This is a genomic window from Hyphomonas sp. (assembly GCF_037969335.1).
Taxonomy (GTDB): domain Bacteria; phylum Pseudomonadota; class Alphaproteobacteria; order Caulobacterales; family Hyphomonadaceae; genus Hyphomonas.
In genome coordinates, this window is the sequence record NZ_JBBKXE010000075.1 from 36,665 (window position 1) to 48,205 (window position 11,541).

15 protein-coding genes and 1 pseudogene are annotated in these 11,541 nt (G+C 62.2%); 3 read left to right on the forward strand and 13 right to left on the reverse strand.

What is annotated here, in order from left to right:
* Positions 1-10: 10 nt before the first annotated feature.
* From leuB to trmD, 11 genes and pseudogenes are all read right to left on the reverse strand, one after another.
* Positions 11-1,069: a 3-isopropylmalate dehydrogenase gene (leuB, locus tag AADA04_RS06100; protein WP_340692361.1), complete on the reverse strand. Its 1,059-nt coding sequence runs from the start codon at positions 1,067-1,069 to the stop codon at positions 11-13.
* A gap of 96 nt (positions 1,070-1,165) precedes the next feature.
* On the reverse strand, positions 1,166-1,486 hold the full coding sequence (locus AADA04_RS06105) for a hypothetical protein (protein WP_340692362.1): 321 nt from the start codon (positions 1,484-1,486) through the stop codon (positions 1,166-1,168).
* Between the two features lie 56 nt (positions 1,487-1,542).
* Positions 1,543-1,911 carry a hypothetical protein gene (locus tag AADA04_RS06110; RefSeq protein WP_340692363.1) on the reverse strand — a complete coding sequence of 123 codons (369 nt, stop codon included), beginning with the start codon at positions 1,909-1,911 and terminating at the stop codon, positions 1,543-1,545.
* 85 nt (positions 1,912-1,996) lie between these two features.
* Positions 1,997-2,293 carry a putative quinol monooxygenase gene (locus tag AADA04_RS06115; protein WP_340692364.1) on the reverse strand — a complete coding sequence of 99 codons (297 nt, stop codon included), beginning with the start codon at positions 2,291-2,293 and terminating at the stop codon, positions 1,997-1,999.
* Positions 2,290-2,469, reverse strand: coding sequence for a hypothetical protein (locus tag AADA04_RS06120; protein ID WP_340692365.1), 180 nt, complete (start codon positions 2,467-2,469; stop codon positions 2,290-2,292). The genes AADA04_RS06115 and AADA04_RS06120 overlap by 4 nt, the downstream gene beginning before the upstream one ends.
* A gap of 26 nt (positions 2,470-2,495) precedes the next feature.
* The gene (leuD, locus tag AADA04_RS06125) at positions 2,496-3,125 is read right to left on the reverse strand and encodes a 3-isopropylmalate dehydratase small subunit (RefSeq protein ID WP_340692366.1); all 630 of its coding nucleotides are present in this window, start codon (positions 3,123-3,125) and stop codon (positions 2,496-2,498) included.
* Between the two features lie 9 nt (positions 3,126-3,134).
* Complete coding sequence (locus tag AADA04_RS06130; RefSeq protein WP_340692367.1) at positions 3,135-3,983, reverse strand: VOC family protein; 849 nt, start codon at positions 3,981-3,983, stop codon at positions 3,135-3,137.
* Positions 3,980-4,615: a glutathione S-transferase family protein gene (locus tag AADA04_RS06135; protein ID WP_340692368.1), complete on the reverse strand. Its 636-nt coding sequence runs from the start codon at positions 4,613-4,615 to the stop codon at positions 3,980-3,982. The genes AADA04_RS06130 and AADA04_RS06135 overlap by 4 nt, the downstream gene beginning before the upstream one ends.
* A 78-nt stretch (positions 4,616-4,693) precedes the next feature.
* On the reverse strand, positions 4,694-6,091 hold the full coding sequence (gene leuC / locus AADA04_RS06140) for a 3-isopropylmalate dehydratase large subunit (protein ID WP_340692369.1): 1,398 nt from the start codon (positions 6,089-6,091) through the stop codon (positions 4,694-4,696).
* Positions 6,092-6,547: 456 nt separating this feature from the next.
* Positions 6,548-6,895 (reverse strand): annotated as a pseudogene (gene rplS, locus AADA04_RS06145) (50S ribosomal protein L19); the annotation flags it as partial.
* Entirely contained in the window at positions 6,882-7,607 is a 726-nt protein-coding gene (gene trmD, locus AADA04_RS06150) for a tRNA (guanosine(37)-N1)-methyltransferase TrmD (protein WP_340692370.1), read from the reverse strand. The pseudogene rplS and the gene trmD, both read right to left, overlap by 14 nt.
* Positions 7,608-7,704: 97 nt before the next feature.
* On the opposite strand from trmD, the gene AADA04_RS06155 reads away from it, so the two are divergent.
* Positions 7,705-8,199 (forward strand): hypothetical protein, encoded by a 495-nt coding sequence (locus AADA04_RS06155; protein ID WP_340692371.1) that lies wholly within the window; start codon positions 7,705-7,707, stop codon positions 8,197-8,199.
* Here the strand turns inward: AADA04_RS06155 and AADA04_RS06160 are convergent.
* Entirely contained in the window at positions 8,196-8,954 is a 759-nt protein-coding gene (locus tag AADA04_RS06160) for a GGDEF domain-containing protein (protein ID WP_340692372.1), read from the reverse strand. The genes AADA04_RS06155 and AADA04_RS06160 overlap by 4 nt on opposite strands.
* 249 nt (positions 8,955-9,203) lie before the next feature.
* On the opposite strand from AADA04_RS06160, the gene AADA04_RS06165 reads away from it, so the two are divergent.
* Positions 9,204-9,641 carry a hypothetical protein gene (locus tag AADA04_RS06165; protein WP_340692373.1) on the forward strand — a complete coding sequence of 146 codons (438 nt, stop codon included), beginning with the start codon at positions 9,204-9,206 and terminating at the stop codon, positions 9,639-9,641.
* A 118-nt stretch (positions 9,642-9,759) separates the two neighbouring features.
* On the opposite strand, the gene AADA04_RS06170 is transcribed toward AADA04_RS06165, so the two are convergent.
* Positions 9,760-10,374: a hypothetical protein gene (locus tag AADA04_RS06170; protein WP_340692374.1), complete on the reverse strand. Its 615-nt coding sequence runs from the start codon at positions 10,372-10,374 to the stop codon at positions 9,760-9,762.
* Positions 10,375-10,615: 241 nt separating this feature from the next.
* Here AADA04_RS06170 and AADA04_RS06175 point away from each other — a divergent pair, with 241 nt between their 5' ends.
* Positions 10,616-11,377 (forward strand): glycosyltransferase family 2 protein, encoded by a 762-nt coding sequence (locus AADA04_RS06175; RefSeq protein ID WP_340692375.1) that lies wholly within the window; start codon positions 10,616-10,618, stop codon positions 11,375-11,377.
* Positions 11,378-11,541: the final 164 nt, after the last annotated feature.

The following is an 11,541-nucleotide window of genomic DNA, read 5'->3' on the forward strand; positions in this document are numbered from 1 at the left end:
GCGGGACGACTCAGAGTGCGGCGATAATCATGTCAGCCATGCCTTCGGTGCCGAGGTCGCCGCCAAGGTCTTTCGTGCGCGCGCCCTTGTCGAGCGCCTTGCCGACGGCGGCAAACAGCGCGTCGGCCGCCTTTTCGCGGTCCAGCGACCAGCGCAGGGCCATTTCCAGCGACAGGATCATCGCGCAGGGATTGGCGATGCCCTGACCGGCAATGTCCGGCGCCGACCCGTGCACAGGCTCATACAAGCCAGGCACACCAGGGCCGCCGAGCGAAGCTGATGGCAGCATGCCGATCGAGCCAGTCAGCATCGAGGCTTCGTCCGACAGGATGTCGCCGAACAGGTTGCCCGCGAGGATGACGTCGAACTGCTTGGGCGCACGGACCAGTTCCATGGCGCAGGCATCGGCATACATGTGGATCAGGTCGATACCGCCGCCGAACTCGGCATGGGCGAGCGTCACTTCCTGCCGCCAGAACAGGCCGGACTCCATGACGTTCGATTTTTCGACCGAACAGACCCGGCCCGACCGGCCCCGGGCGATATCGAACGCCACGCGTGTGACGCGTTCGATTTCGGGGTGCGTGTAGACCGCCGTGTCATAGCCGCGGCGATAGCCTTCATCATCCACGTCGATGCCGCGCGGCTGGCCAAAATAGACATCGCTGGTCAGCTCGCGCACGATCATCAGGTCAAGGCCTTCGATGATCTCGCGTTTCAGGCTGGAGGCGTCGACCAGGGCCGGGAAGCAATAGGCCGGGCGGAGGTTTGCAAAGACATCGAGTCCTTTGCGCAGTGCGAGAAGGCCAGCCTCCGGACGCTTGTCGCGCGCAACATCTGCCCATTTCGGCCCGCCGACCGCACCCAAAAGCACCGCATCAGCGCGAAGCGCCTTCTCCAGCGTATCTTCGGTGAGAGGCTCGCCGTGCAGGTCAAACGAGGAACCGCCCACAAGACCTGTCTCGAACTTGAGGTCGGGCACGAGAATTTCGGCTACGCGGCGCGCCTGCACCATGACTTCGGGGCCAATGCCGTCACCGGGCAGAAGCAGGATAGTTTGCGATGTCACGGGGACGCCTCCTGAACATGTTTGCTATGGGCACAGGCGAAATACACGCGCGTGCCCTGAGCAACGGCGTCTAACGCCCCAAAGCCCTGCACGCAATCAGCAGGTGCCTTGTGCCTGGGTCGAACAGCCGGACCTGAGCCGCTGGAAACCATCGGTCGCTTCCTTGGCGTTCTGCTTGGTGTAGGCATCGTACTGTTTCCAGGCCGTGATCGTCTTGCACTCCCGCTTGATAAACCGGGTGCCCGTCTCCTTCATCGAACGGCACGAGATATCGTCCTCCGCGTCAGCAACCTGGACGTTCTGAGTCGCCTCAGGCGCAGCCGTCGCCATGGCGGGAGCTACGGCCTCAGGAACGACCGGCGCGGCCTGACATCCAACGATCATCAGGGCCGAAATGGCAGATGTGATATATTTCATCTCTAATTTCCTGTGCATGATTTGATGGTTTTCTACGTCAAAGTGGCAGGGCGCAATCAGGTACCGCCTGTCGAGCTGCCTGTGCCAACGCGCTGGACCTTGTCCGTGGCTTCTCTGGCGTTCTGCTTCGTGTATTCGTCAAATTTTTTCCAGGCGTCAGCAGTCTTGCATTCGCGCTTGGCGAATCGCGAGCCAGTAACTTTGATCGAACGGCAGATCACTTTGACATCGGTTGACGCGACTTTCACATCCTCCGTTGATTCCGGGGTGGCGTCAGCGACCTCGGTCTCGGCGGCGGCGGGCGGAGCAACAGTCGGCGCAACAACTGCCAGTGCTGCGGCTTCGGTCGGTGCGGACGCGCTTTGACACGCTGCCACGAGCGCCACGAAAAGAGGCACAAATACGAGGGCAAGTTTGCGTTTCATTTTCCGGATCCTTCACTTTCCTTGCGAGTTTCATACGAGCGCTTATGGCCGCAAGCAAGGAATCTGTCCTGCAAATGCCTCCGGCTCAGATCGGCTCAGGCTCTGCCTCATAAAGGCGCAGCGACCGATCGGTAATGCCAAGTTGCGGGAAAAAAGACCGCCATGTCGCCATGTGCGCTGTCTTGAAATGCGCCGCCAGTGCCTCACGGCTCATCCAGCGTTCCGACACCCGGATCAGGCCCGGGTCCAGCACGTCCACGCTGTAGGCATAATCGAGGCAACCTGCTTCGGCGCGGCTGGCACGGATCATCTGTTCCATCACGGGGCGCGCCGCGTCCAGCCTGGCAGGCGGAATACGCACGGTGCCCTCGATCACGATCATTGCGGGGGCGTCTCGGCATCATCAGATGGCTCTGCCTGCGGCGCCGGGTCCGCGTCAGGCGTCTTTTTCGGAACGCTCGCGTTCGTTTCAGGCTTTATGCTGAAGATATCCCCGTGACAGGCGCCCAGCAGCGGCAGGGCCACCATTGCAGCGAGTGCGAATTTCCATCGAGACATGCCATTTCCCTCCACGGGTGATCGGTTCAGATTGCCGGCTCCAGCCACGGCGTCATCAGGCGCCGCTTGGTTTCGAATTCGCTGATGTCATCAGCCGATGTGAGCGAGGCGCCGATTTCGTCGAGACCTTCGAGCAGGTTCGCCTTGCGGCCCGGATCGACATCGAAAGGGTGCTGGGCGCCATCCGGCGTCGTCACCATCTGGGTTTCAAGGTCGACGGTGAACACATGGTTCGCCCCGCCCGCCTGCGCAGCGAGCCGTTCACACACATCCACGGGCAGGCGCACGGGCAGGATACCGTTCTTGTAGCAATTATTGTGGAAGATATCGGCAAAGCTCGGGGCGATGACACATGTGATGCCCTGGTCGAGCAGCGCCCATGGCGCATGCTCACGCGACGAGCCACAGCCGAAATTCTCGCCCACGATCAGGATGCTCGCCTTGGCATATTGCGGCTTGTTGAGCACGAAATCGGGATTTTCCGAGCCGTCCGCCTTTGTTTTCAACTCGTGGAACAGGCCTTTCGACAGGCCGGTGCGGGTCGTCGTCTTCAGGAATTGTTTCGGGATGATCATGTCGGTGTCGACATTCGACATCGGCTTGCCCTTCTCCATGAGGGGCGCGGCGGTGCCTGTGAGGGTACGGAAAGCTTTCATGGGGTCATTCTATTTCGGGTCATGGGAAATGAACAGGGTCGGCACATTCAGCGTGCCGTCGCGAACGGTGAAGATATGGCTGCCGGGTTTGCGGCCCTTGCGCATCTCCGACACGCTGAACCCGGCCTCCAGCAGGCGCTCATGCGCGGCTGCGAGGTCATGCACCTCCCAGGTCAGGCCCCAGATCGTGTCATTGGCGCTGGCATCGTGGTCTTCGCCGAGACGGTTGATTACTTCGAACGTGAGGCCGCCCGTCCGGAAGAACAGGAAACGCGTCTTCCATTCCGGCGCCGTCCGGTCGAGCGCGAGGTCAAGGCCGAGCCGGGCCCCGTAAAGCGCTGCGGCCCGGTCCGGGTTCGGCGTGTTGATGACGATATGGTCAAGGCCGACGACCGCGCCATCCGGCGCATCCGCCGGCACCAGCGCCCCGGTCACATGCTCGATGAGGAATGTCTTGATTCCACCCGTTTCCGCATCGTCACACCGAAACCGGCGCCAGGTTCGCGTTTTGCCGCTGATATCGCTCCGGCTTTCGCCGGGCATGATCTCGTGCGGCTTGAGCCCGCGCCGGGTGAGGCGATGATGGGCATGCTCGATATCGGCTGTCGTGAAGGCGAGGCTTTTCAGGCCGGGGCCATCCTCTGTAATGATCTCGCCAAGGCGCTCGGCAACCGGGCCATCGCCCTGCGGCGCCATCAGTTCCAGCGCCGTATTGTTGACCCTGAAGATGGCGGTCGCTGCGCCATCTTCCGAAACGGATTGCCAGTCCGGCGCCCGTCCCAGCAGCGCCGCATAGACCGCCGTACCGGAGACAATCTCCGGGCAGACGAGCACGATATGGTCGAGTCCTGAAATCACGCCTTCACGCTTTCCTTTGGCAAGGCGGTGTCGACATTCTTGAACCCCGGCAGCGCTTCCACTTTCGCCATCCAGCGGCGCAAATGGGCATAATTCGCAAGATCCACCTCTGCCTGATGGGCATAGGCGGCAATGCCGTAAATATCGAGATCGGCAATCGTCGGCCCGGCGCCGACCAGCCAGTCGCGCCCGTCGAGCAGGCCGTTGAGTTCTTTCAGCGCGCCGTTCGCGGCGTTGAAGTTCGCTTCAGCGACCTGTTCCGGGAACTGGAAGAAGCCGAGCTTCAGGGCCCGCGTGCGATAGATGCCCGTCGTCAGCTGTCCGGCGCCCCAGAGCTGCCATTCGCGCGCGCGCAGGCGCTCAGCCCGGTCCTTGCCGCCAAACCGGCCCGTCTCGTCGGCCAGGTAGTCGAGAATGACCGAGGACTGGCACAGGCAAATGTCCTTCTCGTGATCGTCCAGCACCGGCACTTGGCCATACCGGTTCTTGGCGAGGAAGGCGTCCGCCTTGTGCGCCCCCGAGCGCAGGTCGACATGAACATAGTCAAAGGGCGTGCTTGTCATGTGCAGCATCAGGCCGACCTTGTAGGTCGGGCCGGAGGCGAAGATGCCGTGCAGTGTGTATCGGGTCATGTCGCGTTTCCTGAATTGAATGCCTCTCTTATGGGCGAGGCGCCGCCAATTGGATATCTCCGATTTTTGCGGGCCTTGTCAGCCAATCACGCCCGTGATGGCCGCGCGCGCAGCGAGCGCCGGACTCATCAGGTGGGTGCGTCCGCCGCGTCCCTGCCGGCCTTCGAAATTCCGGTTCGAGGTCGACGCGCAGCGTTCGCCCGACGACAGGATGTCCGGGTTCATGCCGAGGCACATGGAACAGCCCGGCTCGCGCCATTCGAAGCCCGCTTCCATCAACACAATGTCGAGGCCCTCGGCCTCGGCCTGCGCCCGCACCAGGCCCGACCCGGGCACGACCATCGCCCGCACGCCGTCAACCACCTTGTTGCCCTTGGCAATCGCGGCAGCGGCGCGCAGGTCTTCGATCCGGCTGTTCGTGCACGAGCCGATAAACACGCGCTGCACCGGCGTTCCGGCAATCGGCACACCGGGCTCAAGACCCATATAATCCAGCGCCCGCTCGGCAGCGGCGCGTTTCACCGGGTCGGCAATCTCCTCCGGCACAGGCGTCTTGCCCGATACCGGGATCGCCTGTTCCGGGCTGGTGCCCCAGGTGATCGTCGGCTCGACCGCGCTGCCGTCAATCCGCACAACATGATCCCAGGCCGCGTCATCGTCGGAATACAGCGTCTTCCAATAGGTCTCGGCCACTTCCCATGCGCCCGCCTTCGGGCTGGCCGGGCGGCCTTTCATATAATCCAGTGTCTTCTCATCCGGCGCGATCAGGCCCGCCCGTGCGCCGCCTTCAATCGCGAGATTGCACAAGGTCATGCGACCTTCCATCGACAGGGCTTCAATTGCCTCGCCGCGAAACTCGATGACATGGCCCGTGCCACCGGCCGTGCCGATCAGGCCGATAATGTGCAGTGCGAGATCCTTGGCGGTCACGCCGTCCTGCAGGCGTCCGGATACCTCCACCGCGAAATTGCCCATCTTGCGCGCGCGCAGGGTCTGCGTCGCCAGAACATGCTCGACTTCCGAAGTGCCGATACCATGCGCCAAGGCGCCGAAGGCACCGTGGGTCGAGGTATGGCTATCGCCGCAGACAATCGTCATGCCGGGCTGGGTGCGACCCTGTTCGGGCCCCACGACATGCACGATGCCATTGCGGATATCGCCCATGGGGAAATATTCGATGCCGTATTCGGCGACATTGCGCGTCAGCGTCTCAAGCTGGTTGCGTGCTTCCGGATCGATCACGCCCGCCATGCCAAGCGCCTGGTGCTCGGTCGGCGTATTGTGATCGGCCACGGCCAGTGTCAGGTCTGGGCGGCGCACTTTGCGGCCCGCCGTCTTCAGCCCGTCAAAAGCCTGCGGCGTCGTCACTTCATGGATCAGGTGCAGGTCGATATAGAGCAGGCTCTCGCCCGAGGCTGCATCGGTATGGACGACATGCGCATCCCAGATCTTGTCATAAAGTGTCTTGCCGGCCATTCGAATTGTTCTTCCTCACTGTTGCGCCGCACAATAGCGCCAGATGCGGGCGATGGAAGCCCGCACCGGCCCGTCTGCACCATGCCGTCGCGGTCACCCCCCTTATTTGGGAAGGCGGGAGGGCCGGCTCAAGCCAATCAACAGCGATTGAACGAAAAACGCCCCTGCCGGGAGGCAAGGGCGTTTTTGATCTGGTTGGCCTGAAAGAGCCTATTCTTCCGGAGCAGCCTCTGGCGTTTCGGCAGCAGCGGCAGCCGCAGCAGCTTCGGCGGCCTTGGCTTCGGCCTCAGCGGCAGCCTCAGCGGCTTTTTCAGCCTCGAGCTTGGCCTTGGCAGCGTTTTCGCGATCGACCGCAGCAGCTTCCTTGCGGGCCAGCTTCTCGGCGTCCTTCTGGCGACGGCGCTCGGTCTTCGAGACGGCGATCTCGACAGCCTCGATACCGTGGCCCGTCGTACGCTCGGCGATACGCGCCGATTTACCGCGACGATCACGCAGGTAGTAGAGTTTCGCACGGCGGACGCGGCCCTTGCGCTTCACTTCGATCGACTCGATCAGTGGCTAGACCAGCGGGAAAACCCGCTCGACGCCTTCGCCGAAGGAGATCTTGCGAACCGTGAAGCTCTCGCTCAGGCTGCCGCCCGAACGGGCAATGCAGACGCCTTCGAAACGCTGGACGCGTTCGCGGTCGCCTTCCTTGATCTTCACGTTCACCGCCAGCGTGTCGCCGGGCGAGAATGCGGGTATCTTTTTGTCGCCGAGGACACGGACGCGTTCTTCCGCCTCAAGCTGTTCAATCATATTCATCGCCAGTCTCCGGCGGCTGGAATTTGGGGGTCTTGGAGTAAGCGGCGTATAAATCGGGGCGACGCTGCTTTGTCAACGTCTTTGCGCTGTTCGCACGCCATTCTTCTATCCGCTTGTGGTCACCTGACAGCAGAATGTCCGGCGTAGGGCGGCCTTCCCACTCGCGCGGCATCGTATAATGAGCATGTTCCAGCAGGCCCTGCTCGAAGGATTCCTCTGTCAGCGAGGCCTCGTTTCCAGCCACACCGGGCAGCAGGCGCACCGTCGCCTCGATGAAGGCCATCGCCGCTACTTCGCCTCCCGCCAATACAAAGTCGCCCAGCGATACCTCTTCCATATTGCGCCCTTCGATGGCGCGTTCATCGAGTCCCTCAAAGCGACCGCAGAAAAATACGAGCCCCGGCCCGGCCGCCCAGTCCCGCGCTTTTTGCTGGTCAAACGGCTTGCCACGCGGGGACAGATAAATAAGTGGCCGCCCGTCACGCGGAATGCCGTCAATCGCCGCCGCAGCCACGTCCGGGCGGATCACCATGCCCGCCCCACCGCCGGCCGGCGTATCATCGACATTGCGATGCTTGCCCACGCCAAAGGTGCGCAGGTCTACCGTCTCGAGACTCCAGATCCCCTTTTCACGCGCGCGCTCCAGGATGGAGACGCCGAGCGGCCCGGGAAAGGCGTCTGGCACAAGGGTGATGAGCGTGGTCGTGAACATGTAGCGCATCTAGCCCAGACGCGGGACGCCGTCACCCCGCTCCCGTTGACGCCCGCTGCCCCTCGGCGCTTGATGGCGGAAAAACGGGGAGGGCCGCATGGATCTCGATACGATTGCCACGATCGCCAATATTATGGCTTCCGGCGCCGTGGTCCTGACTCTGGTCTTTATCGGCCTGCAACTGCGCCAGAATGCCCATCTCACCCGCATGGCTGCGGCGCAGACATCGGCCCAGCTTCTCTCGTCCAATCTCGGCCGCATCGCAGAGAGCGCCGAACTGGCCGAACTGATCACGCGTGAAAACGGTCGCGAAACCTGGACCCCGGCCGAATTCCTGCGTGTCTCGAACTTCCTCAGCATCTCGTTCCGGCATTTCGAAGTGCTGCACACGCATCGCCGCTTCGGCGTGTTCGAGGACGAACTCTGGGAAGGCTCTGAAGCGCGCCTCCGGGAATCGCTCAGCAATCCCGGCATTCGCGAATGGTGGGCCGAAAGCCGACCGCTCTATGCGCGCAGTTTCGCACGCTATGTCGACAAACTGTCAGCCGAACTGGACGTGGCGCAGGCCTTGGCAACGATGGGCCAGGACTAGGCGACAAGCTCCAGGGCGCGGCGCGACGACACTTTGTTACGTCCCGAATTCTTGGACTCGAAGAGCGCTGCGTCTGCGGTTTCAAGTGCGATGTCGGCATTGCCGCCCTGTGCCAGCAGGCATGTGCCGAAGCTCGCCGTAACAGAAATGACCTGGCCTTTGTGCTCGACGGTGAGGCTTTCAATGCGCATCCGGATCCGCTCACACACGGATTCAGCCTGCTCCAACGTCACATCGCTCAGCAGGATGACAAATTCCTCACCGCCCCAGCGTCCCAACCGGTCGAACGGGCCACGCAATTCGGCGAAAGCGCTTTCAGCGACTTCCTGCAACACGACGTCGCCGGTCTTGTGACCAAAGCGATCATTGATCCGCTTGAAATGGTCGAGGTCGAAGAAAACGAGGCCCGCCGTCTGGCGCGTCCGGCGCATGCGGTTGAGTTCGTCATCCATCGCCTGTCTGAAAAAACGACGATTGTAGAGGCCAGTGAGCGGGTCGGTCGCTGCCAGGGCCTCGAGGCGCCGCTGGTAGATTCGCAGCCGGTATTCATGCTGCGACGCGAGCACGGCTGTCGGGACGGCGACGCAGGCCGAGACCACCAGATTGGTCAGGACGAATACCCTGGGGTTCGCCGGCAAGCCGAGCTGGTACACCACCATGGAAAAGGTGAATGACAGGCAAAGCGCTGTAATTGCAACGAAAGCGAAGAACGTGAGCGATTCAAGAACATCGCGTAATCTGATCGAGCCTGGCATCCTGCCCCCCCAATTGAGCTACCCTTCTTCTATCGCAATTAGACAAATATCCGCCAAACTTGGGACCGTCATTTCGTGAGCGTTCGTTTACCAGTTGGAAATGATCAGGGATGTGTAACCCTCTCGCCGGGACTTGGAGGTTTGCCCCGGCAGGCATGGCAACCAGGGAGTGGAACCTTTAACCCGCCCGCGGCTTTAAGGGTCAGGGGCCCTGCGTGTGAGCACGGTCCGATCACGGGAGATCAACTCATGGACACGACCAAACGCCGATTTCTGATTGGTGGCTCAACGGCCGTTCTGGCCGCAGCCCTCTCCGGCTGTGGCACGCTTCTCTATCCCGAACGCAAGGGCCAGTCCGGCGGGCGCATCGACCCGAGCGTCGCCATTCTCGATGGCATCGGCCTGCTCTTGTTCCTCATTCCCGGACTCGTTGCCTTCGCCGTCGATTTCTCGAACGGCACGATCTACCTGCCTGGAACCAAGCATTCCTCCAACGAGGACGAGATGTCGGAAGTCAAAATGACCGCCGCTCTCTCCAAATCGGAAGTCGACCGCGTCTGGGCTGAAAATTACGGCCATGCTGCGCCGTTCGAATTGTCAGATCTGCAGCGCCGCCGTCTGGGCGACAAGGCCGTCACGCTCGACACGGTCGCCAGCCTCGCACGCAACGATTTCGCGCGCATCTAGGCCCTCTCGGAAGCTGCGGCCTCCGTCGCAGCTTCCGTCACGACTGCTGTGAACCAGCGCCCGGTATTCCGGTCGCCTCGCATGTTCGAGTCTGTTTGCAGGTCACGATGTGCCGGTCTCAGCCGTCTGCCAGCGGGACGGCCGGGTCCTGTGTCGTCCTGACCTCGGCTTGCTGCGCCTTCAGTCGCTCATGGTAATGCTCGCCATCCCCATATTCCTCGAACCCGGCATAGCGGGCATGGGCGCCGATGACACGCCGGGCCTGCTTGATCGGGCACCAGAACTGTTCCGTGCGGGAACCGACTTCGCGGACATAGGCGATCACGCCATTCACATAGGAACAATAGGCGCAGTTCAGCTTCTCGATCAGGTTGAGATAGGCCAGCCCGCTACGGTCGAACACCAGGTACCGGTGCCGCTGGACCTGCGGGATGCCATATATCCGGAAGCAGATCGCCTGGTAGATCGAGACCCAGAGATCAACCACTGCAAACGGCACGATCAGCGAGTAGATGACTGGTGCGGAGAGCCATACAAGCGGTCGGGCGGTGAAAACGTAACGCGCAAGGTGCGTGCGCAACTGGCGATGGCGTCGCTTGACCTCTTCCTCGAACCTGACCCGGCCGCGCTCCAGGCCAAATTTCAGGCCCGTGCGTTGCTTGGCGAATTCAGCTTCGAGTTCCAGCTCGAGCCCGCGGATTTTTTCTTGGATCGTCTCTATGGAAGGGTTCATGCGCGTTGGGATGGGCTGATCTGGCAAGTCTGGCAACACGTACCCGTCAGGACCGGACCCGATTCTGGCGGTCGGGCACAGGCGGAACGTCATGTTCGTGCAATCGAATGCATGCCTTGGCGCGCTACGGGCACTGACCGGGCATTTTCCGTGCTGTATTCGTGGATTTGTCCGTGCATTTTTCAGCCCGTTCTGAGCACGAAAATTGCGCGCCGCAGACATGTTCTATACGGGAGGATACATGGTGAACTCTCCAGCGCTTTCTGTCCTGATTCCGTTTTTCAACGAGGAGGGAAACGTGCACCCCGTGATCGACGAGGTGCATTCGGCGCTGTCCGGCATCACGTTCGAGATCATCTGCGTCAACGATTGTTCAGCCGATGCGACCAGCGCTGAGCTGGCCGAGGCTGCGGCAAGACACCCGCACACGGTCATTGTGCTCAATCATGTCGCCCGGCGCGGCAAGTCGGCGGCCCTGTTCACCGGTCTCAAATCGGCCCGGGGACAATGGGTCCAGCTGCTCGACGGCGACGGCCAGAACGATCCGCACGATACCGCGCGCCTCTGGGCCGAGATCATCGCGCCCGGCGCGCCGCCCCGGCTCGGCATCATCGCCGGCAAGCGCAACAGCCGCAACGATTCCGGCTTCAAATGGCTGCAGTCCCGCGTCGCCAATGGCGTGCGCCGTTTCGTGCTGCGAGACGACGCGACCGATACCGGCTGCGGCTGGAAAATGATCCGCACGGCGGCGTTCCGCGACCTGCCCTTCTTCGCCTCGATGCACCGCTTCCTGCCGGCACTGGTGAAGCGGGCCGGCTGGGATGTACGCGAGGAAAAGGTCAATGATCGCGAGCGTCTCGCTGGCGTGTCGAAATACGGCTTTCTCGGTCGGCTGGGTGCCGGGATCTTCGACCTGATCGGCATGTTCTGGCTGACGCGGCGCGGCGGCTACGGCATCGCCGCGGAATGGAACGACCCGCGCGCAGACCAGGACGCGCGGTAAAATTCCCATCTAGTTCTGATTGTTGCCAACCCGGCCTTTTTGCCGGGATCGCATCCCGTCCGACGACCGCGGATTCGGGCGGGGCTGGGCTTTCGGCTGTGGCGCCGGGGTTGGCGCAGCCCTCGCAGGCGCAGGCGTACGCACAGCGCGGACCGGTGCAGGGG

Coding starts and splice junctions, on each gene's coding strand:
- AADA04_RS06105 (WP_340692362.1), bottom strand. CDS start 1,486: ATGAAATATATCACATCTGCCATTTCGGCCCTGATGATCGTTGGATGT.
- AADA04_RS06110 (WP_340692363.1), bottom strand. CDS start 1,911: ATGAAACGCAAACTTGCCCTCGTATTTGTGCCTCTTTTCGTGGCGCTC.
- AADA04_RS06115 (WP_340692364.1), bottom strand. CDS start 2,293: ATGATCGTGATCGAGGGCACCGTGCGTATTCCGCCTGCCAGGCTGGAC.
- AADA04_RS06120 (WP_340692365.1), bottom strand. CDS start 2,469: ATGTCTCGATGGAAATTCGCACTCGCTGCAATGGTGGCCCTGCCGCTG.
- leuD (WP_340692366.1), bottom strand. CDS start 3,125: ATGAAAGCTTTCCGTACCCTCACAGGCACCGCCGCGCCCCTCATGGAG.
- AADA04_RS06135 (WP_340692368.1), bottom strand. CDS start 4,615: ATGACCCGATACACACTGCACGGCATCTTCGCCTCCGGCCCGACCTAC.
- leuC (WP_340692369.1), bottom strand. CDS start 6,091: ATGGCCGGCAAGACACTTTATGACAAGATCTGGGATGCGCATGTCGTC.
- trmD (WP_340692370.1), bottom strand. CDS start 7,607: ATGTTCACGACCACGCTCATCACCCTTGTGCCAGACGCCTTTCCCGGG.
- AADA04_RS06155 (WP_340692371.1), top strand. CDS start 7,705: ATGGATCTCGATACGATTGCCACGATCGCCAATATTATGGCTTCCGGC.
- AADA04_RS06160 (WP_340692372.1), bottom strand. CDS start 8,954: ATGCCAGGCTCGATCAGATTACGCGATGTTCTTGAATCGCTCACGTTC.
- AADA04_RS06165 (WP_340692373.1), top strand. CDS start 9,204: ATGGACACGACCAAACGCCGATTTCTGATTGGTGGCTCAACGGCCGTT.
- AADA04_RS06170 (WP_340692374.1), bottom strand. CDS start 10,374: ATGAACCCTTCCATAGAGACGATCCAAGAAAAAATCCGCGGGCTCGAG.
- AADA04_RS06175 (WP_340692375.1), top strand. CDS start 10,616: ATGGTGAACTCTCCAGCGCTTTCTGTCCTGATTCCGTTTTTCAACGAG.